The 19,842-nt window shown below is 45.3% G+C and carries 18 protein-coding genes; 9 read left to right on the top strand and 9 right to left on the bottom strand.

The features are described from left to right. The first annotated feature begins 28 nt into the window (after window positions 1-28). Window positions 29-898 (top strand): cytidine deaminase, encoded by an 870-nt coding sequence (gene cdd / locus MHN33_RS03475; RefSeq protein WP_239395422.1) that lies wholly within the window; start codon window positions 29-31, stop codon window positions 896-898. Here cdd and udp read toward each other — a convergent pair. Beyond that, entirely contained in the window at window positions 895-1,665 is a 771-nt protein-coding gene (gene udp / locus MHN33_RS03470) for a uridine phosphorylase (protein ID WP_239395420.1), read from the bottom strand. The two genes, cdd and udp, sit on opposite strands and share 4 nt — an antisense overlap. A 318-nt stretch (window positions 1,666-1,983) precedes the next feature. Here udp and MHN33_RS03465 point away from each other — a divergent pair, with 318 nt between their 5' ends. The 3 genes from MHN33_RS03465 to MHN33_RS03455 all read left to right on the top strand — a co-directional run bounded on the left by MHN33_RS03465 (window position 1,984) and on the right by MHN33_RS03455 (window position 5,015). Continuing rightward, on the top strand, window positions 1,984-2,763 hold the full coding sequence (locus tag MHN33_RS03465) for a DUF2189 domain-containing protein (protein ID WP_239395417.1): 780 nt from the start codon (window positions 1,984-1,986) through the stop codon (window positions 2,761-2,763). A gap of 283 nt (window positions 2,764-3,046) precedes the next feature. Further along, window positions 3,047-4,159 (top strand): arginase family protein, encoded by a 1,113-nt coding sequence (locus MHN33_RS03460; RefSeq protein ID WP_239395414.1) that lies wholly within the window; start codon window positions 3,047-3,049, stop codon window positions 4,157-4,159. 157 nt (window positions 4,160-4,316) lie between these two features. Continuing rightward, window positions 4,317-5,015, top strand: a complete 699-nt coding sequence (locus tag MHN33_RS03455) for a transporter substrate-binding domain-containing protein (RefSeq protein WP_239395412.1) — start codon at window positions 4,317-4,319, stop codon at window positions 5,013-5,015. Here MHN33_RS03455 and MHN33_RS03450 read toward each other — a convergent pair. Together MHN33_RS03450 and MHN33_RS03445 are read right to left on the bottom strand one after the other, a co-directional pair. Further along, window positions 5,012-5,260 (bottom strand): VF530 family protein, encoded by a 249-nt coding sequence (locus MHN33_RS03450; RefSeq protein WP_239395409.1) that lies wholly within the window; start codon window positions 5,258-5,260, stop codon window positions 5,012-5,014. The genes MHN33_RS03455 and MHN33_RS03450 overlap by 4 nt on opposite strands. A 28-nt stretch (window positions 5,261-5,288) precedes the next feature. Continuing rightward, complete coding sequence (locus MHN33_RS03445) at window positions 5,289-5,573, bottom strand: DUF1496 domain-containing protein (RefSeq protein WP_239395407.1); 285 nt, start codon at window positions 5,571-5,573, stop codon at window positions 5,289-5,291. A 152-nt stretch (window positions 5,574-5,725) separates the two neighbouring features. Here MHN33_RS03445 and MHN33_RS03440 point away from each other — a divergent pair, with 152 nt between their 5' ends. Beyond that, a complete protein-coding gene (locus MHN33_RS03440; protein WP_239395405.1) occupies window positions 5,726-5,956 on the top strand; it encodes a TIGR02647 family protein in 231 nt (76 codons plus the stop codon). A gap of 52 nt (window positions 5,957-6,008) precedes the next feature. Here the strand turns inward: MHN33_RS03440 and maiA are convergent, their stop codons facing one another. After that, window positions 6,009-6,641: a maleylacetoacetate isomerase gene (maiA, locus tag MHN33_RS03435; protein ID WP_239395403.1), complete on the bottom strand. Its 633-nt coding sequence runs from the start codon at window positions 6,639-6,641 to the stop codon at window positions 6,009-6,011. Between the two features lie 128 nt (window positions 6,642-6,769). Then, entirely contained in the window at window positions 6,770-8,065 is a 1,296-nt protein-coding gene (hmgA, locus tag MHN33_RS03430; protein WP_239395401.1) for a homogentisate 1,2-dioxygenase, read from the bottom strand. Window positions 8,066-8,192: 127 nt separating this feature from the next. Between hmgA and MHN33_RS03425 the strand changes: the two genes are divergently transcribed. Next, entirely contained in the window at window positions 8,193-8,624 is a 432-nt protein-coding gene (locus MHN33_RS03425) for a MarR family transcriptional regulator (RefSeq protein ID WP_239395388.1), read from the top strand. A gap of 91 nt (window positions 8,625-8,715) precedes the next feature. Here MHN33_RS03425 and MHN33_RS03420 read toward each other — a convergent pair whose 3' ends face one another. Both MHN33_RS03420 and MHN33_RS03415 read right to left on the bottom strand, forming a co-directional pair. Further along, entirely contained in the window at window positions 8,716-11,844 is a 3,129-nt protein-coding gene (locus MHN33_RS03420; RefSeq protein WP_239395386.1) for a TonB-dependent receptor, read from the bottom strand. Window positions 11,845-11,891: 47 nt separating this feature from the next. Next, the gene (locus MHN33_RS03415) at window positions 11,892-12,731 is read right to left on the bottom strand and encodes a S1/P1 nuclease (RefSeq protein ID WP_239396651.1); all 840 of its coding nucleotides are present in this window, start codon (window positions 12,729-12,731) and stop codon (window positions 11,892-11,894) included. A 389-nt stretch (window positions 12,732-13,120) separates the two neighbouring features. On the opposite strand from MHN33_RS03415, the gene MHN33_RS03410 reads away from it, so the two are divergent. Next, window positions 13,121-13,849, top strand: a complete 729-nt coding sequence (locus tag MHN33_RS03410; RefSeq protein ID WP_343224805.1) for a PhnD/SsuA/transferrin family substrate-binding protein — start codon at window positions 13,121-13,123, stop codon at window positions 13,847-13,849. Then, window positions 13,839-14,759 (top strand): hypothetical protein, encoded by a 921-nt coding sequence (locus MHN33_RS03405; RefSeq protein WP_239395380.1) that lies wholly within the window; start codon window positions 13,839-13,841, stop codon window positions 14,757-14,759. Before MHN33_RS03410 ends, MHN33_RS03405 begins: the two co-directional genes overlap by 11 nt. Before the next feature lie 52 nt (window positions 14,760-14,811). On the opposite strand, the gene ushA is transcribed toward MHN33_RS03405, so the two are convergent. Next, entirely contained in the window at window positions 14,812-16,413 is a 1,602-nt protein-coding gene (ushA, locus tag MHN33_RS03400; protein ID WP_239395377.1) for a bifunctional UDP-sugar hydrolase/5'-nucleotidase UshA, read from the bottom strand. Between the two features lie 69 nt (window positions 16,414-16,482). Continuing rightward, window positions 16,483-16,668 carry a hypothetical protein gene (locus MHN33_RS03395; RefSeq protein ID WP_239395363.1) on the bottom strand — a complete coding sequence of 62 codons (186 nt, stop codon included), beginning with the start codon at window positions 16,666-16,668 and terminating at the stop codon, window positions 16,483-16,485. A gap of 295 nt (window positions 16,669-16,963) precedes the next feature. On the opposite strand from MHN33_RS03395, the gene MHN33_RS03390 reads away from it, so the two are divergent. Then, complete coding sequence (locus tag MHN33_RS03390) at window positions 16,964-19,840, top strand: insulinase family protein (RefSeq protein WP_239395361.1); 2,877 nt, start codon at window positions 16,964-16,966, stop codon at window positions 19,838-19,840. The last annotated feature ends 2 nt before the right edge of the window (window positions 19,841-19,842 follow it).

Raw genomic sequence — 19,842 nt, 5'->3', positions numbered from 1 at the left:
CCTTTGCTTGTGCAAATAATAACGATATATGGTAGATACTGACAACAAGCTAAACCTTTCCGTACTGGAAGTGTGTAAAACCGCCAAAGGCGTATTAAACCTTGATCTTCAAAATCACGTTCAAACTTTATTAGGCTGTAGCAAAACACAGTTAGGGCAAGCGCTCTTGCCATATGCTGCCAGCTTTGCTCAGGCACCAATCTCCTCTTTTCTGGTCGGCGCTGTGGCGTATGATAAGCTCAGCGAACAGTACTTTTTGGGTGCTAACCTGGAGTTTTCACACCAAGCGTTGTCTTTGGTGGTACATGCTGAACAGGCCGCCATCAACAATGCCTGGCTAAATGGGGCTAAAGAAATTAGTAGCCTGGATATTACCGCTGCACCATGTGGTTACTGTCGTCAGTTTATGAATGAACTGAGTAACGCAAAACAGCTCAAAATTACACTGCCAACAGGTGAAACCTCGCTGTCTCAGCTATTACCCGGAGACTTTGGGCCGACCGATTTGGGCAATCAGGAATCACTATTTGACAGCGCGCCAGTCAAAGTAGTTAATACGGATGGCCTGTCTGGTGAGCTTATTGGCCACTTGACCCAAGTCTATGCGCCTTATACTAACAATATTGCCGCTGCTGAGCTGGTGATGACCAATGGCGAGCGTTTTTATGGTCGTTATGTGGAAAACGCGGCATATAGCCCGAGTTTGTCACCTATGCAAAGTGCATTGAGTCAGCTGGCAATGAGCGGTGAAATATTGGCAGAGGCTAAGCTTGAGAGGGCCACTTTGGTGGAAACAAAGGGAAAAGAAAATCAGCGCGCGGTTACAGAAGCTGTAATAAACAGCTTTAACAAAGCGCTAAAGCTGCAGTATTATTTGATAGACGTAAAGCAGGCTTAAGCCTGCTTTGCTTTATCCAATACCAGCTCAGCGGCCTTGATAACCACAGATACTGCATTTTTTTCAACCAATTGATGATCGACGTTTGGAATTTCCTGGCGGGTACGATTAACCAATACACCGGCAACACAGGCCGCTTTTAAGCCCAGAGCTGCACACATAGTGAACAGGGTGGCAGATTCCATTTCATAGTTCATGACATTGAGCTTTTGCCACTCTTCGCATGAACCCTGAAACGCTTTTGGTACATAGCCAGAGAACGTATCGTATCGCTCCTGACCAGGGTAAAACGTATCGCTCGATGCTGTAATTCCTGTATGATAAGTGACATCTAACTGCTCACAAGCCTCGACCATAGCAGCAGTACAATGAAAATCCGAAACCGCCGGATAGGCAAGCGGCGCGAAGTGCTGGCTGGCACCGTCAAGACGCACTGAAGCTGTGCTAACCAGGATATCACCTTCATTAATATGTGGCTGGATTGCGCCGGTCGTACCGATACGCAGAAAAGTATTCACACCCAGTTGAGCCAGCTCTTCGACGGCTATTGAGGTCGAGGGTCCACCAATTCCAGTTGAGCAAATGACGATGGATTGGCCCTTGATATCGCCCAGATAGACGTGAAACTCACGTGTCTGAGCCAAGCATTTAGGGTTATCGAGTTGCGAAGCAATGCGTTCTGAACGTTTTGGATCGCCAGGTACGATAGCCAGTGTTGCACCGTTAAGATCTGCCTTTGAGAGACCTAGGTGAAATACTTTGTCCATAAATAAACCTTGTATAGTTCTAAAGCCCAATGGTCAATTTTACCCGCATTTAAGTACAGGACGAATGTCCTTATGATGGCCTGTGAGCGTTACAATTATGTATTTTGAACCAGAATATCATGAATGCCGGAAAAAATGCTGGAAATTAAATGTAATGCTATCTTAAACAAAGGGTTGCTCATCAATTGTCAGTAAGATAGCTGCGCCGATAGGGGGCCGTTTGTAACGCCTGACACCATTCAAATTAACCGATTGCTTGCAACATTGTCGACTGTCTTCTAAACCTTAATAAGGAGAAGCAAAAGGGGAATACCTACTATGCCTGCAACACAATCAATAGACAAGCACACCGAGTTTGCCCGCTGTTTTGAAAGTAACAAGTTAAGCCCTTTTGTGGCGTTTCACTGGCTTGCACTCGCATTCAAAGACATTGCTAGAGCGCCTTTACTCAGCCTAATATACGGACTGGTTTTCACAACTATTCCTGCGGCCATCATGTGGCTTGCGTTTGAAGTTGAATCCCACCTGGTTATCTTGCCTGCGGCGGTTGCATTTGCACTCATTGGTCCTGCATTTGCTGCCGGTTTGTACGATGTGGCCTGGGAGCTTGAAAAAGGCCATAAACCAACGCTTAGCCATAGCCTAAAATCTATGTTTAGAAATCCGGCAGGCGAGTGGGGCTTTGCTATCTTGCTGATGGTGATTATGATCGTCTGGATGAGATTGGCTGCACTAATCCATGCGCTTTACCCTAATGTGCCAAACCCAAACTTTGAACAGCTGTCGGCCTTCTTAGGGCTAGGGACCTTAGTAGGCGGTATCCTGGTCGTGACCGTATTTGCCATTTCAGCGTTTACACCTCAGATCATGATGGAGCGGCGTGTTGATATTATGACGGCTGTGGTGTCCTCGATTCATGCGGTGAGATCTAATATTGCCGCTATGATAGTGTGGGGCGCAACCATAGGTGTGCTGGTGATTGTGGGTTTCTTGACGGGGACAGCCGGGTTTATTGTGATTATGCCGTTACTGGCCTACGCAAGTTGGCATGGTTACATAGCGACAATTAAAACCAAAAAACCGAGGAAATACGAATAAGCAAACACTTAGCCTGCATATTCAACCGCTCTTGCTACGCCAGACAATGTCAGAGCGGTTGACTTATCCCCCAGCCATGTTATACCGACTTCAGCAAAGTATATTTTTATGTTTTAAAGTCCACTTTATTTCCGTAACCATTTGAAAAGTAAAAGTTAGATTGGTTTGCTGATTAGCTGCACTTGATGCTTTGGATAAGTATATCCAAAAAAAGGGGCGAACCCGATAATAAATCTTTGTGTAACGGTGTGGCATGTTTATGCAGTTGACTGAGGAGGTCTCAATGAGTGATAGCAAAGCAAAATTTCATCAGAAAATAGAAAACTGTCTGTGTCCGCCGGGCGATGGTGTATTTACCGTCAATACAGCAAAGGAAAGAAAAGCGGCGCTGCGTGAAAAGCTTTATGGACAAACTGAGAACATTGAACCTCTTTGGAAAGCATCATTAAACACATTAGGCGACAGTAAGCACAAGGCGGCTATTTTAGGGATCAGTTCTGATTGTGGGGGCGGGATCCTCAGAGGCGCTAACTGGGGGCCATTATTTCTTCGCTCGACTTTGTTGACCGAGCAACCACAAGTCAGTGCATTTGATTTAGGTGATGTGCGCGTTATTCCTCATTTGCTTCATGATAAGTATTTAAACGAGGGAACGATCAGCAATTGTCAGAAGGCGCTGTACCAGGATGAAAACAGTGAGTATCACGTTTCTCCGCTGTCTATCACTGAAGATGTGTGTGATGGTTTTTATGCTCATTACCCTGAAAAAGGTATCTTCGGTATTGGTGGAGACCATTCAATCAGCTACCCGCTTACCAAAGCCTATCTGAAGGCGAAACGTGAGCAGGGTAAGCGCACGGCTATCATTCATTTCGATGCACATACCGATCTGTTGGTTGAGCGTTTAGGTATTGATCTGTGTTTTGGCTCTTGGTGCACGCATATTCTGGAGTTTCTGCCAGCACCCCACCACCTGATCCAGTTTGGGATCCGTTCCAGCGGTAAGAGCAAGCAACATTGGGAGTCAACGTTTGGTGTTAAGCAACACTGGGCTAATGAAATTCGTGAACAGGGAGCCGACGTTATCGTTGCGCAGGTAATTAAACAGCTTAAAGAAGACAAAGTTGATGAACTTTATGTGAGCTTTGACATTGATGCACTGGATGAGCAGTTTGCCGCTGCAACTGGTACACCAGAGTCTGGTGGTATGACACCGGACGAGGCAATGACAATTCTGACGGCGCTGAACAAAGAGTTTCCGATCACGGGTGCTGATATGATGGAGATCGCACCATTTACCGATAGCTCTTTGGCAGGCCAGTCTAGTTCTGAAACAACACTGCGTGAAGGGGCTAAGCTATCAGCCTTCCTGATTGATGCGATGAATAAAGGCTAAACTCCTCACCAGAAAGAGGGGTCCGCCCCTCTTTCTTTGTTTTATCTCACCTGTTTTACCTAACTCATAAAAAATTTAACTATCCTTTGTATTCACAGTATTCGAATATTTTCCTATATTAAAAATTGCAGTCTGAATAATTCATAAGGAGCGATATTTGGTACGCTGGTTTGTTTATGTGTGGCTGATGCTGAGTAACGCAGGTGCGTATGCCTATACACTGACTCTGGTTACTGAGAATTTCGCACACTATCAGTATGTGAATGGAGAGGGTGAGTTAGTCGGGTATGCTGCTGAAAAAGTGGTCGCTGTTCTCAATGAAGCACAGGTTGATTACCAGTTATCCATCGATAACTGGAGTATCTCTTACAACAGCGCTAAACGTGATCCAAATACCTGCATTTTTTCCATCGCTAAAAGCGAGCAACGTAATGCGTTATTTTCCTGGGTATTTCCGATTGGCGCCTTTACAACCTCATTTTATGCACTAAAGACTGCGAATATTCGTATCGACACACTCGAGCAGGCGAGGCAGTATAAAATTGCTGTGATCCGGGACAATTTCAGTCACCAATACCTTAAAAGTCAAGGGTTTGTTGAGGGTCAACAACTGTTACTGATCCAGTCTTTTGACAAGATATTTCAGCTGCTTGCTACGCGCAGAAATATTGTTGACCTGGTGATTTTGAGCGATGCTCAGTTTGAGCATAAGAGCAAAAGTGAACCTATGAGCAGCGAACTTGAACCGGTGATGACCATCAATAATATGAACTCTCAGCTCTATTTTGCTTGCAACAAAAAAGTGCCTGAGCGGATCATTGATCGCATTCAGGCTGCATATCAACGCTTATATTAAGGTTTTTTAATTTCCGGCCAACTAAAACCATGGAAAGTATCCAGATAGAGTTGCTCTACTTTCTCTCTTGCCCAGGGGGTTTTGCGAAGAAATTTCAGACTTGATTTTACTGACGGGTCCTGTTTGAAACAATTGATATTGACTGCTTCAGCCATGGCTTCCCACCCAAGTTGTTCGACCAGGCGCTCGACTATATCCTGAAGCTTAACACCATGTAGCGGATTATTAGGTTGTGATTCGCTCATACTGCCTATATTCGTTGATTTAAAGTCGCTAGTGTACCCTGATTTTGCCTTTCATTTCTACTCTGACGGGCTCTCCGTTTTTATCGAGTTTTAGCCACATTAATGGGCTTTGTGGTTGGTTCTGATAGCGGTATGAGCAGACATAGAGTTTGTCAGCCTGCTTGATAACAGACCCTTCTGTATAACGTAGATCCTGATACCAGCATACAGGTTGTAGCTGTTCAAGGTAGAGGTTCGTCTCATTGCCAAAGGCTGTCCCTTTGAGTGGAATCAATAAAATTGTAAATAAAAAGCAAATTAGCTTATTTTTCATGGCATAACTCCAGGTTCCAGCTAAATTTAAGGGGTAAAGCTAATGTACTATACACCTTAGCTATTGGTAATGTGCTGGCAAAGCGCTTTTGGCTGGCCAGTGGCGGTAATACATGCAGAAGTTGGGCCTATTTTAAGGTCTCAGGAGGGAATATGGCATTTGATGAAAAACTAATGGCTGAGCTGGAACTACTGGTGAAATTTCCACGTAGTAGCTTGCATCAGGGGATAAAAATACACAAGAATGCAGATCAGGACATATTGTCGGCGGCAGAACGGCTATATGCTAAAGGCGTTATCGATCAGCCTGATGGTGGATATTTAACCGATTTGGGACACGATCTATTGGTGCATATAGATCAAGTGCATAGCGCACTTAAGTAGTGAGTGCAAGGGGTGGTCAGGAGCGCATTTAAAGCGCTCCTGAGTTTTATTTTTATTTGGGCGCGTCCGGTTGATTTTCCGGTGCTGCATCTGAAAACGCAGCCATTGTGTTGCAATGCTCATAAATACGCGCAATTTTTGGAAACTCGCTCATGTCTACCTTAAAGCGTAAGGCATTATAGACCTGAGGGACCAGGCAAACATCTGCAAGCGTAGGTTTATCACCAAAGCAAAACGCACTGTTGTTATCCAGCATTGCTTCCAGTTTTTTAAACCCTTCAATTACCCAATGGCGATACCAGGTATTCTTTTGCTCGTCGGTAACAGCCAGTTCATTACTCAGGTATTTTAATACCCTAAGGTTATCGATAGGGTGAATATCGCAGGCAATGGCATAACAAAAGTTACGTACTTGCGCTTTTTGCCAGGCATCAGCTGGTAACAATGGGGTTGCTTCGAATGCTTCTTCGAGCCATTCTAAAATGGCTAAAGACTGCGCCAGTACACCCTGATCTGTCTCTAGCGCAGGCAGAAGACCTTGTCCATTTTTATGGAGGTAGTCAGCGCCTTGTTGTTCAGATTTGAGTAAGTTCACTGGTACCAGCTCATGATCCAATGCCTTTAGGTTGAGTGCAATCCGCACACGGTACGCAGCAGAGGAGCGAAAATAAGTATACAGTTTCATGGTTGTTCCTTTTGTTCACGACGTAGATTTAGTTTTATATTACCAGTTAAGTATTCAGGGTGAATAAGACACGATGAAAAGCGGGCATATCAGCCCGCTTAATTTACTCTGAACTTTTCCCTAATTGATTAAGCACCCTTGTAGTACTTCTTGATACCTTTCCAGCAATCAAGGTAGTTTGGCTGGCGCTCTTTACCCTCCAGGGCGTACTTGGTCGGTGAAATCACATATCGCGATTCGAACATAAAGGCTAGTGTATTTTCATAACGCTGCGGTTCGAGTTCTGCATTCGATGCCTTCTCAAAAACGTCTGCTTCGGGACCATGTGGCGACATACAGTTGTGTAAACTCATGCCGCCTGGCACAAAACCATGCTCTTTGGCGTCGTAAACACCTTCAATAAGGCCCATAAACTCACTCATGATATTACGATGGTAGTAAGGTGGGCGGAAAGTATCTTCTGCAACCATCCAGCGAGGCGGGAAGATAACAAAGTCGACGTTGGCTACACCGGGAGTACCGGACGGAGAAGTCAGTACGGTGAAAATCGACGGGTCCGGGTGATCAAAGCTGACGGTATTCATAACATTGAAGCGGGCCAGATCATATTTATAAGGCGCGCTGTTACCTGTCCAGGCCACCACATCAAGTGGAGAATGTCCGATATCACAACGGAACAGATTACCGTTGAACTTGGCAACCAATTCAAAATCGCCTTCAATGTCTTCGAATGCAGCCACCGGATAAAGGAAGTCACGTTCATTGGTATAGCCATTTGCGCCAACAGGGCCGCGCTCAGGTAAAATATAAGGGTTGCCATAGTTTTCACAGATGTAACCACGAACTTGCTCACTCAGTAGCTCGACACGAAACTTGATGCCACGCGGGATCACCGCGATTTCACCTGGCTTAACTGCCAGCTTACCGCACTCAGTGTGCAGCACCAGCTCGCCAAGCTGAGGTACAAAAAGTAATTCACCATCGGCATTGTAGAAGTAACGGCCTTCCATAGAGGCATTTGCCACATAGACGTGAATGCCAATACCCGCCTGACCGTTTGCGCTGCCGTTAGCGGCCATAGTCACCAAGCCATCGACGAAATCAGTCTTATCTGAAGGTACTTCCACTGGGTTCCAGCGCAGCATGGTTGGCGGCGTAGGCACTTCAGTGATTGGAGCTGTACGCAGCAGGCCGTTGTCCATTACCTGATAATCGCCCTGTACCACCGACGGACGAATTCGGTAGAACCAGTTTCTGCGATTTTCAGCGCGCGGTGCCGTGAAAGCGGTGGTGTTGTATTGCTCCGCGTAAAGGTCATATTTTACTTTTTGTGGCGAAAACTGGCCAACTGGCAGGGCGCCGGGCAGGGCTTCGGTCTCAAATTCATTGCCAAAACCACTCATGTACTCGAATTCTGCACTCATTTTGCATAGACTCCGTTGATGTTTTTTGTAAAGATACTCTCATGTGAGAGTATTTTCAATCTTTGACGAATATTTATGTGTAAATTTTTATATACAGAAATGGAGCTGGTGTACCCGGAGCTTGATAATGGCATTTGATATTAATGAATTTCTTCCTTATCGCATGGTGAGACTGGCGAATGCCATGAGTGAGGCCTTTTCTGAAGTGTATGAGCGCGCCGGGTTGACCATACCCCAGTGGCGAGTACTGGTTCATCTGGCTCAGCATCCGGGGGCAACCGCAAAGCAGTTGTGTGATCTTGCAAGCATGGATAAATCTACGGTGTCACGGGCCATTAAACAATTGCAGCAACAGGACCTGCTCGTAGCCAGACAAAGCAAGACAGATAAACGAGCGACTGAAATGTCGCTTACCTCCAAAGGGGGAGTGTTGTATGAAACGCTGACACCACAAGCGTTGGCTTGGGAAAGCCAGCTGCTGAATCAGCTAAATTCTGATGAAAAGCAAGCATTACTGGCGATGATGAAAAAACTGGAGGGCCACTTTCTTTCACTGTGAGCCATTAGCCATGGCGCCGAGCAAGCGTCTTGTCATAAAAAAGGTCAACCGAAGTTGACCTTTGAGATTATCTAATTACGTGTGTTAGATATTAGAAAGTGTATTTAACGCCTACGCGCATTTCCCAAACAGATACATCTTCTTCAATTGATGGAGCTACCAGGTCTTTGTTGAAGTCAGAGAATACATACTTGCCATCAACCAATGCTGCTTTAACAACGTTGTTACCAACGAACTTACCTTTGCGCATTGTGCCCCAATCAGAGTTAAGTAGATTAGTTAAGTTATCAATCACGAAGAACACTTCACCTTTGTGGCCGTCCATAAACCCAGGCAATTCTTGCGTAACTTTGAAGTCAAACTTAACGAACCAGTCTGCATTCGCTGAGTTACGGCCTACGATTGAACCGCGCTCCAGGCCTTCAGCTGCGATGAAATCGTTAAACTCTTTCAGCTCGTCAGGGGTCATGTCATATTCAACGTTCGGATCGTTTTCTAGTGGCACATACATTAGCTGACGACCATTACGGTTCCAGCTACTGTCGCCCCAGTTACGATCTGAACCGCTGAACAGGAAGCTGTATGGCTGACCTTCGCTCGCCTGACCGAACAGATTGAACTTAGTGGCATAGCCATCTACGAATTCGTGCTTATAGCCAAATTGTAGAGTGAAGCGGTGCGGTACTTCGTAGTCAGATGTCGCCAGACCTGGGTTCCACGGGTTGCTGGTTGCCAGGTTACCGTAGTTTGACCCTGCTGTAGAACTGGTCATAGGGTTTACATCTTTAGAATCGGTGTAAGCGTATGACAACGTGAAATCAATGCCATTGTCGTAGCGTTTAGCTACAGAGAAAGACAATGTTTGTGCTTCGCCATCAGGACCTGAAACATTAGTTAGCAGGTATTCGCCGCTGCGTGAGTCATTCGGGTTATGCGCTTCCAGGACAGGACGACCATCAAAAGTAGTCTTATCGCTTGGTGTTAGACCAATGTCCTTGATAAGCGCAGAGTTCTGCTTGTCTGTGAATAACCAGTCTACGCTAAATACATATTCGTCCTCAGTCGTGTATGTGGCACCAAGGGCAAGCTTCCACTCAGAAGGTAGCTCAAAGTTAGGGGCAATCGCGTTTACGCTACCGTCACCTGCACCAACCGCTTTGTTGCCGATTTCGTCAAACATTTCCTGTGGCACGTCAAAACCTGGTGTGCCGCCGTCAAAGTTAGTCATCGGATTTGCAAACAGGTCAAATGGAGAACGGAATGCACCTACCTGTGTCACACCATCGTTTGAGTATGAGTTTGAAACCCAAACATTCGGGTTACCACCTGAATACAGACCGATACCACCACGTACTTCTAATGCGTCATCAACATACCAGTTGAAACCTACGCGTGGTTGTAGCAGGTCAATACCATCCATGTTCTTGGTGTTGGCGAAACCGTAACGAGTTTGATAAGCATCGTTCATTGTCGGTTGGTCGTCACTGGTGTATTTGTCGTAACGCAGACCAAAGGTCAATGTTGCATCGATGTCAGTGAAGCTATACTCATCCTGAATGTAGAATGTGTGCTGCTGATAAGAGAAAGAAGCTGCAACGTCATTTTGGTTGTTTGTGCCAGCTGCGTTGTTGTAGTAGATGCGATTCGCATTACCAGCTTCCAGATCTTCAATTGACTTGAATCGGAACTCACCCTGTGTGTGCTGTACAAACAGGTTGAATACATTCAGGTCTTCATATTCATAACCCGCGGTGATTGTGTGCTGGTCAAGGTAGTAAGTACCGGCTAGTTTAAGGGTGAAGTTATCCCAATCAAGGTCATTCGCTTGACGAGAGTCATCCGGACCAAAGTAAACTGTACCGCCACCGACAGTTTCAACCTGGAATTCACCAAAGCCACTTGCTGCATCCAGAGATTTCTGACGAGCGTCAAGGTCTGATTTACCAACGCGTATTTCTGTAGAGAAATCGTCATTCCAGTCTGAGTAAATAGACGCAACAACTGAAGTAAACTCCGCACCTTGCTCATAATAGTGACTGTCCAGAGGTAGTTCATCACTGGCCTGGTCAGACTGGTCAAGCCTGAAACCATCATTGTAGTTATATACTAAATTAGCACGGTGAGAATCATTGATGTTCCAGTCAAGTTTTACAAGTAGTTTCTCATCTTCTACCGGCATACTTGGGATCATACCGCCAGCATTGTAGCCGTACTTGTCTTTTGCGATTTGTGTAATTTTGTTGATATCGTCTTGAGTTACAGTTGCTCCCAGTGCTGAATACTGGAATTGCTCAACGCCTTCCAGCTTCTCGTAAGACGTGAAAAGGAATAGCTGATCTTTCAAGATTGGCAGGCCAACGTTGAAGCCGTAACGTTTCTCGGTGTATTCACCTGGATCTACGTCTCTGTCTTCTGCCTTGTCACCTTTCATTGAATCGTTGGTGTAGTCATAGAATACGCCACCGTGGATTTCGTTTGAACCAGTTTTAGTAACAGCATTAATGTTACAAGACGTGAAACCACCATATTGAACATCAAAAGGTGCCAGTTCTACTGCAACTTGCTCGATTGAGTCGAAAGAAAAGGGTGCACGTACAGTTGGGTAACCGTTTGAGCTCAGACCGAAGTTGTCGTTCATACGAACGCCATCAAGTGTCAGGCTGTTGAAGCGGGGGTGACCACCACCACACTGGATAGCGCCGCGGCTTTCGTCAACGTAAACACGCGGATCTGCGCGTACAATGTCTTTCAGGTCGCGGTTGATAGCAGGTGCTTCTTGTAGGTTTTCAAGCGTGAAGGTTGCTGCGGGACCCGTACCACCAGACATCTGGCTGATAGGACGACCAGTTACAACGATCTGTTCCATGCTTGATTGTGGCTGAAGTTGAACGTTTACTGGGTACTCAGAGCCCAGAGAAAGATAAACGTTTTCCAGCAATTGATCTTCATATTTGTTTGAATCAACGATAATTTGGTAAGGACCACCAACGCGCAGACCCTTGGCACTGAAGTAACCTGCATCGTTAACACTTGTGACTTTAGTAGAGCCAGTAGGTAAGTGCATGATCGTAATAGTTGTACCTACGGCAGGGTTGCCGTTAGGGCCAACGATCTGACCTTTAACAGATGAAGATGTTTCGTTAGCGAATGCAGCACCACTAGCGCCAATACCTGCAATAACTGCAAGCGATAGAGCCGTTTTGCGTAGTTGCGTTTTCATTATGTTGTTTCCCGTGTTATAGGTTTATTAAATAATCATCGTCAAGTTCACTTGGCTGCTTTTAAAGCAGTGTCAAGAGGCCTTGAATTTTTGTCAAAAATTTGATTTAGCAATCCTGCCAGTCTAATCCCACCATGAAGTAGTCGAGACTTCACGACTGGGGTGTACCTGTAAATATACCCCCAACTGATGTCAGTTTCATTGCTGTCATAAATCTTTTCAGCTATTTGATTTGACTCCAAAAGCCAGTCGGTAGGGCGGCTGTTTAACATCTGAGCTATCTTCTGTTTGTCGCGGGTAAGAATAAAGTCACTGAGCTCGCGATATGATAAAGACTGGTGCTCGATGAGTTTTGTATCGAATACGGAATGCAGATTAGTTTCTTCTTTAAAGAAGGTGACTTTAATTAAATTACCACCGCGGTCTTCGCTACGTCCTGCGTGAAATGGCTGATGTGCGTCGCCAACTAAATGAACCAGGAACTTTAAAGCAAATTGCTTGTCTTCTCTAACGGCTTTTGGATTAAGTAAAGTGGAAACAGAATAGTTGATCCCATCAAGGATGTGTGACACTTGATGTTTGTGCTCAACAGACGGCGTATCGTGTTGTGCCATTTTGCTGGGGTCTTCGATATTGATGTAATGCCATTTACCGGATTGCTTTTTCCAGAAATCATCGGGATTGGAACGCATTTCGTCTGCCCAGGTAGACACTTCGGCAAGTGAATCTTCAGCTAACAGGGCTTTAACTGCTTTTTCTGTCGCCGGGGTCAGGTGCTGTTGGGCCAGTTCGCCAACCACTCTGTGACCATTCATACCCCAGGACCAGGCGCTGGTGCTTAAAAGCAGTGCAGATAGCGCTAAACCCATTATAGAAGCTCGTAACATCAAAATCTCTCATTACCCAAACTGGGTATTGTTTACACGTTTGGAATGCGGCCAATTGTCCGGATTTTTCAGAAAAAGAAAAGGACTCAATGGGATTCATAATTTCTTGTTAATAAAGCAATGAAAACATGGGTTTAAATCTTTTTAGTAAGGTTACCTATTGCAATAAGTAATAAAAATTGATCTAATATAGGGGCGCGCAACCTAAGAAATACGATGTTTTGAAATATAATCACTCTCTAAGCAATAAAACAACTATTGTTACAGTTTTGTTTCTCTCTGTCTGGTGCTGTTGGTTACTTGCCAGTAACCTCACTGGCAGGCCTGTTGGTGAGCTGCCAAAACTGGTTGAAAGCAGCGTCTCTTGTAAGACGCGTTCAACCAGTAATATGGCTGTTTTCAGAGTTCATGTCCCGGTGGAACCGCTGGCTCGCAGGCTGGCGCCTGCTCTATGTCAGGACGATGTTGTCGCCAAGCAATATGGTCGTGTTGAAGTTCGCTACAGTGGTGAATTGGCAGAGCAAATAGACTATATCGCAAAGGGGCTTGCAGATCTGACGTTGTCTAAAGATAACGTCATGGCAGCACTGAAAGCACAATCGACTTATAACTATATGCCGGTCGTTGGTTATCCGACTTATACTGCTTTTTTCATTTCTAATCGAGAGAAACCAAGATTAGATAAAGCCTATTTTCTGGATAAAAAAATTGGCCTGCTGGATTACCCCACCAGCCGTTCGGGACATATCATACCAAAACAAATGTTCAAACGGCTTGACTTGGATATGCGCGTACTGGATATCCAATATGTCAGCTCTCATCAGGTACTCAGAGAAAAGCTCTCATCCGGTGAGCTAGACATTATCGCAACCTATTGGCAAGAGAGTGACGAAAGTCGTTTTTCTGCCAATTACATAACCCCTATTGGCGAAAACATCAGTGGTAGCCGCTGGTATGTAAAAATGGATGTAGACAATACTGATTTGGCCTGTGCGTTACAGCAGCAACTACAGGAAGTGGCTAAGAATAACGGATCAAGTTATTTCGATGAGCTCGACTTGTACTGGCAATGTGACGCATTACCTGTTTATTTTCTTGGAGAAAGAGATGAATCGTAAAACAGGTATGCTTGCACTGCTTGTGTACAGTGTCATTTTCTCGCTGATTTTTATCATTGCCCATGAACATGCAATTCGATACACCATAGAGCAGGATCTGAACAGTATTAAGCTCAGAGTAGCGCTGGATAAGAACCGCCTTCCTATTGCTGATCCATTGCTGAATTATGCGGGAGACGCGACGCGCGTTAAGGCATATATCGATGCGCTTAATGAAAACTTGCAAAAGAAAACCAGCCGGATCCGAATCCTCAGCATCTCCACCGGTAAGGGGGGCGCGCCTGAAGGTCAGTTGCTGCTATCTGGTCCCGATGGCATTACTGCAATAGACTATCGGGCAAATACCAGTCACAACCAGTGGCTTTACATTATTCCGCTGTTAATTGCGCTGCTTAATTTGGCCTTTTACAAGTCAGTGTCTAAAAAAAGAGAGCAGGCAAAGCGACATACTGCTACAACGATGACGACAAAACCTCAACCACAACATCTGGTTGTTGATTTGTATTCCAAGACATTGTGCTTAAGTGGTGACAAAACGTGTCAGGTTCAGCTGGCTAACAAGCCGCTGTGTTTCTACCTCGCTTTACTTGAGTTTTGTTTGCAAAATCCAGACGTTTCATTAAACCAGAATAAAGATGTACCAGATGACTTACTGGATATTGCTGATAAATATTTCCATCGCTTAATTGCGCTCGGACACACCATCAGAAAGCGGCCTAATTTCTCAAACAGCCTGGAAAAAACATTGAGTGAGATCCGTGCTGCGTTAGATGAGCTACTGACCCATCACCCCGACCTGAAAATAAAACTCTATCCACCCAAAGCACATGGCGAAGGGTCACGCTCTAAATTACATAGCTATGGTTTGAAAGCGCTGTGTTTGGATGATGTTGAAATAATCGGTAAGTAATGACGTGGCGGATGCATATCAGATGCTCCGCCACCTACTAAGCCGTTATAGGTTATAGAGAGGAGCGTTTGATCGGTGAGTGCCGTTCAATGTAGTCTTTGAGAACCTGTGCATCTGTGCTGTCTGTCGCAGTAAATCCGGGTAAATCTGATAGTACTGGGTAACCATCTCCACCGGCTGCATTATAGCTATTGATGCTCATGCGATAAGTTTTGCCAGGCTCAACGGGGACTCCCTGAATTCTCAAGTTCGTCAGCTTATCATCCTGTATTTCGAATTCGACGCCGTGATATTGTAAGTAGGCGCCCGAATCTGGCGGAAAGCGACTGACTACAGACAGGTAGTCATGCAGTTGCTCACCACGCCAGTCGATATACGTAATGCGGTTTCTGAAAGGGTGAACTTTCAGAATATCCTTGTAGCTAACTTCTCCGGCTTTGATACTGGCGCGCAGTCCACCTCCACTGATAAGACCAAAATCAGCACCAACGGCGGCCATTTGGGCTTTGATCACTAAGTCACCCAGTGGGCTTTGTTTGAAACGTACTGTGCTTCTGCGGCCGTCCAGAAAGGCGTCCACTTCGCCAACGGCACCCGAGATTTTGCTTTCACCCGCTTTTTGGTAAGGCGCGAGAAAGGCTTTTATTTTCGGGTCATGTGCGATGTAGTTGGCTGCCCACTGCCCTTGTTCATTTTTAAGATTAACTGGTAACAACTCATAGCTCTGTAGTGTTTTCTTGCCTCCTGAAATCTTAAATACGGCTTTTCCAACGTATTTGCCCCACTCATGCGCCTGCATGATCCAAATGCCGTTTTGCTGGTCTGGTTTACAGGCCTTTCCGGGCACATAAGTGCGGTCTTCAGTGCCATTTTCGTTAATACAAACGGGCTCCTGTGAATGGCCTCCAATGATCATATCCAGTGTGCCAGCCGGGACATTGCGGGCAAGCGTGACATCGCCTGGTGCATTTATTCCATAGGAGGCGTCGTGATAATGACCCATATGAGTCACAGCGACGATGACATCCGGGCTATATTTTGTTTTTATCTGCCTGGACAGTTGGGCGGTGACAGGTGCTGGATCCACAAAATCCAGACCACCGACGAATTCAGGATTAGCAATTTTCACTGTATCAACTGTAGTTAACCCAATAATCGCGATTTTAAGCCCTTGTTTCTCGATAATAGTGTAAGGCTGATAGGCTGGCTGGCCATTATGTTTATGTAAAATGTTGGCAGACAACAGCGGAAAGTTAGACCAGGTGATTTGTTTATCCAGCACATCCAAAGGGTTGTCAAACTCGTGGTTGCCAATGGCCATAGCATCATAACCGAGCAGGCTCATGCCCTTAAAATCAGGTTCAGCATGTTGCAGATCGGATTCAGGCACACCCGTGTTTATATCGCCTCCCGATAGCAATACCACACTATGGCCTTTCGCGTGGGCTTGTGCTCTTAGTTGATCGAGCAAGGTTTTCCTTGCCGCCATGCCGTATTCACCATCTTCATTGTGCCAGAAGCGACCGTGGTGATCATTGGTGTGCAACACTGTCAGATAGCGAGTTGTGTTGTCGGCAGATTGGTTTAGTGATTGTTGTATTGAGTAGCAGGCTGTCAGCGACAGCGTTAACAGCGAAGGTATGATAAAGCGCATAAGTTTACTTCAGTGGGGACGAACTATGCGCTCTATTTTAAACTAAAAGCTCTACGTAAACCTAGCTGATTATTGAACTTTTGATTTCATTCTTGAGTCACAGACTGCGTTATGCCTGCGGCTGAGCTCTTCTTTGGCAAGCGACTGCTTAGCATGACCGGTCGCAACCATCCAGTTTAAAAAGCTTGCTGGTAATTTGCAGTAGGGCTCACCACTGTGTAGCCCAAAATCGCAGATCGGTTGATTCGTTTCCATTGTTTGCCCCTGATGACCTGTAGTTGTGATTATATTTCACAGTCAATGTTATCAAATGGATAAACTTATGTGATAAAAAATTCTTTTAGTTTTTCCTTTTATTATTACGAATTGCTATAAGGGAAGGTTCTGGACGCTTTCCGATAGAGATGGTGGACAAGTCCACTTAGAGCGTAAGTCACTAAAATGTTTGATGGTGATTGAATTGTACCGAGGTTAGATGGTAGCGTTTGAGTGTTTGAATATGGTCTCAGGTTAATAAGGGGCCAGACTACTTATTTGAGATGGACAGATAATGAAAAAAACTATGATAGTGGCCAGTATTGCACTGGCATTGTTATCCGGATGTACGGCGACGCATTACGGGGCAGGGAAAGCGTCGACTGTTGCCGAAGCAAAAAAACTCGTTGTTAGCCCGAATGATAATCGGCAATATAAAACGCTGACATTGTCAAATGGCATTGAAGTTATTCTGGTCTCAGATCCTGAAATCGAGAAGTCAGCAGCAGCGTTAAGTGTCGGGGTTGGCTTGCTGCAGGACCCCATGTCGCAACAGGGGATGGCGCACTATCTTGAGCATATGTTGTTTTTGGGAACGGAGCGTTTTCCTGACACTCAGGGTTATAAAGACTTTATGAGCCGTAATGGAGGCGCTCATAATGCCTACACCTGGTTAGATATCACCAACTACATGTTTAAAATTAATAACCAGGCTTACGATGAGGCGCTTGATCGCTTTTCCGATTTTTTTAAGGCACCGAAACTGTACCCTGAGTATACAGAAAAAGAAAAGAGTGCGGTTAATGCAGAGTGGTCAATGCGCCGTGAAATGGATTTTTTTGGGCAATATAAGTTGTCTCGCAGTATGATGGGCACACATCCGGCCAACCGATTTTTGATAGGCAACCTTGAAACGTTAGGAGATAAACCGGGTAGCAACTTACACCAGGAAACAGTCGCTTTTTATAATCAATATTATTCATCAAACATTATGAAGTTGGCGATGATATCTAACCTACCGCTATCAGAAATGGCAGAAAAGGCACAGCATCACTTTGCTACGATAGAAAACAAGCAAATTGAAAAGCCTCGGGTCGATGCCTCGTTAGACTTTTCGAAATTGGGTAACAAGCGTATACATTACGTGCCCAATGAAGATGTGAAAACATTGAAGCTGGATTTCACCATAACCAACAATCGCGATGAATTCGCGTTTAAGCCGAATTATTTTGTAACCTATCTGCTGAGTAATGAAATGCAGGGCAGTCCGGCACAAGTGCTCAAACAAAAAGGCTGGATCTCTGAGCTGACAGCCAGTGCATCACCAGATTTATATGGTAACTTTGGCACCTTATCTGTCGATATTCAACTGACAGATCAGGGTATGCAACACCGCGAGCAGGCTGTTGCTATCGTGATGCAATATATCCAGCTGATCAAAGAGCAGGGGATCGACAGTAAGTACTTTAAAGAAATAAAAACCTCTCTGGCCAATCAGTTTCGTTTCTTAGAGCGTGGTGATGAATTTGGCTACGTTTCAAACCTTGCCGACAGTATGCAGAAGTATCCGCTGAATAATGCGATTAACGCGCCATATTATTTTGCTGATTTTAATGAGCAAGCAGTTAAAAATGTACTGGCGCAACTAAATGCCCAGCACCTGCGTGTCTGGTACATCAGCAAACAAGAACCACACGACAAGCAGCTGCACTTTTATGACGGTCGTTATAAGGTCGTAGATATCTCACAACAAGAAATTGCGTCCTGGCAAGCAGGGCCAGCCTCAGAGCTGGCATTACCGAGTGTAAACCGCTTGTTACCGGAGCAATTTGATATTGTCACTCAGTCAGAAGCATCAGCAGCCGTCAACAAGATTTATCAGGATAGTTCAGTGGCCGTTTGGCAGAAAACCAGTGACAAATACAGTGAGCAACCAAAAGGTCGTCTGCAGATCCATATTAACTCCCCGCTCACTTTAGATAGTGTGCAGGTTCAGGTGGCCGCAGCACTCTGGGCCGATTTATACGCCATAGAAAAAGCTAAGCTACAAACTGAAGCGGCGGTTGCGGGTATGGGAATGCGAATGAGTGTTAACAATGGCTTATTACTGACCTTGTCCGGATTTACCGACAAGCAGGGAGCACTGCTGTCTCAATCATTAGAGGGGTTGCAAGTGCAGCCTACGGCCAAGCAGCTTGAACAAGCGGTCGATCGATTTGTCCGGGATATTCAAAATCAACGCCAACAGTTTCCTTTTTATCAAGCATTTGGCCGTTATCAATCACTGGTCCGCTCCGGCAATTTCGATGAAGATGTTCAGATTGAAGCCGCCACTAAGATGACCTTAGAAAACTTTCTTAAAGCGCAGAATGATCTTTTGAATCATCATACTGTGCGGATTTTTGGGTATGGTAACTACAACAAAGATTTCCTGGCAAAGGTGGTACACAAGGTGAAGGGCACATTGGCCAAGCCAGCTAAAAGCAACGAATATGTGCGAGCCCGCTTTTTACAGCCACGGGCTGGAGAGGCACTGGTTTGGCAACAAGATAGCGAGACGGCAGATGTGGCTATTGTTGATATGTTTGTCCACCCGAAGCCTGGGTATGCACAAAAAGGGGCTGCATTGATCTTGAAGTCGCATTTGAGCAGCCACCTTTTCAATGCATTGAGAACGGAAGAACAGCTTGCCTACGCTGTTGGGGCCGTTGCGCAGAGTATTGATGCACACTCGGCATTGGGCTTTTATATTCAGACACCAGTGTTAGATGTACAATCAATGCAGGCGAGGTTTGACCGTTATCGCCGGGAGTATGCCCAGGCTCTGCAAGAGCTGGATGAAGAAACCTTTACACAACTTAAGCAGGCAGCACTACTGTCTCTTAAAGAGGTGCCAAAAAATCTGGCGGAAGAGTCCCAGCCAATACTGATTGACTGGTATCGCGATAACTTGGAGTTTGATTCAAAAGCCAAATTAATTGCAGCGACTGAGCAAGTAACACTGGCAGATATTCAGTCTTATTATAAACAAAGTATGCTCAATGCAGATGCCGCAAGACTGAATGTGCAGATCCGGGGTAAGGCGTTTGCCGATAAACCTTTTGCGACCCTGGAAAACGAAGTGAAAGTTAACTCTCTGCTTGAGCTATATAAAAAAGCGCATTTTGAGTAAAT

The organism is Pseudoalteromonas sp. OOF1S-7, assembly GCF_022347765.1.
Classification (GTDB): Bacteria; Pseudomonadota; Gammaproteobacteria; order Enterobacterales; family Alteromonadaceae; genus Pseudoalteromonas.
Note: the sequence above shows the minus strand (reverse complement) of the source record. Positions and strands in the feature narration are given on the sequence as shown.

What these genes read in the sequence shown, in the direction of transcription:
- cdd (WP_239395422.1), top strand. Translation starts at nt 29, where the DNA reads ATGGTAGATACTGACAACAAGCTAAACCTTTCCGTACTGGAAGTGTGT.
- udp (WP_239395420.1), bottom strand. Translation starts at nt 1,665, where the DNA reads ATGGACAAAGTATTTCACCTAGGTCTCTCAAAGGCAGATCTTAACGGT.
- MHN33_RS03465 (WP_239395417.1), top strand. Translation starts at nt 1,984, where the DNA reads ATGCCTGCAACACAATCAATAGACAAGCACACCGAGTTTGCCCGCTGT.
- MHN33_RS03460 (WP_239395414.1), top strand. Translation starts at nt 3,047, where the DNA reads ATGAGTGATAGCAAAGCAAAATTTCATCAGAAAATAGAAAACTGTCTG.
- MHN33_RS03450 (WP_239395409.1), bottom strand. Translation starts at nt 5,260, where the DNA reads ATGAGCGAATCACAACCTAATAATCCGCTACATGGTGTTAAGCTTCAG.
- MHN33_RS03445 (WP_239395407.1), bottom strand. Translation starts at nt 5,573, where the DNA reads ATGAAAAATAAGCTAATTTGCTTTTTATTTACAATTTTATTGATTCCA.
- MHN33_RS03440 (WP_239395405.1), top strand. Translation starts at nt 5,726, where the DNA reads ATGGCATTTGATGAAAAACTAATGGCTGAGCTGGAACTACTGGTGAAA.
- maiA (WP_239395403.1), bottom strand. Translation starts at nt 6,641, where the DNA reads ATGAAACTGTATACTTATTTTCGCTCCTCTGCTGCGTACCGTGTGCGG.
- hmgA (WP_239395401.1), bottom strand. Translation starts at nt 8,065, where the DNA reads ATGAGTGCAGAATTCGAGTACATGAGTGGTTTTGGCAATGAATTTGAG.
- MHN33_RS03425 (WP_239395388.1), top strand. Translation starts at nt 8,193, where the DNA reads ATGGCATTTGATATTAATGAATTTCTTCCTTATCGCATGGTGAGACTG.
- MHN33_RS03420 (WP_239395386.1), bottom strand. Translation starts at nt 11,844, where the DNA reads ATGAAAACGCAACTACGCAAAACGGCTCTATCGCTTGCAGTTATTGCA.
- MHN33_RS03415 (WP_239396651.1), bottom strand. Translation starts at nt 12,731, where the DNA reads ATGTTACGAGCTTCTATAATGGGTTTAGCGCTATCTGCACTGCTTTTA.
- MHN33_RS03410 (WP_343224805.1), top strand. Translation starts at nt 13,121, where the DNA reads ATGGCTGTTTTCAGAGTTCATGTCCCGGTGGAACCGCTGGCTCGCAGG.
- MHN33_RS03405 (WP_239395380.1), top strand. Translation starts at nt 13,839, where the DNA reads ATGAATCGTAAAACAGGTATGCTTGCACTGCTTGTGTACAGTGTCATT.
- ushA (WP_239395377.1), bottom strand. Translation starts at nt 16,413, where the DNA reads ATGCGCTTTATCATACCTTCGCTGTTAACGCTGTCGCTGACAGCCTGC.
- MHN33_RS03395 (WP_239395363.1), bottom strand. Translation starts at nt 16,668, where the DNA reads ATGGAAACGAATCAACCGATCTGCGATTTTGGGCTACACAGTGGTGAG.
- MHN33_RS03390 (WP_239395361.1), top strand. Translation starts at nt 16,964, where the DNA reads ATGAAAAAAACTATGATAGTGGCCAGTATTGCACTGGCATTGTTATCC.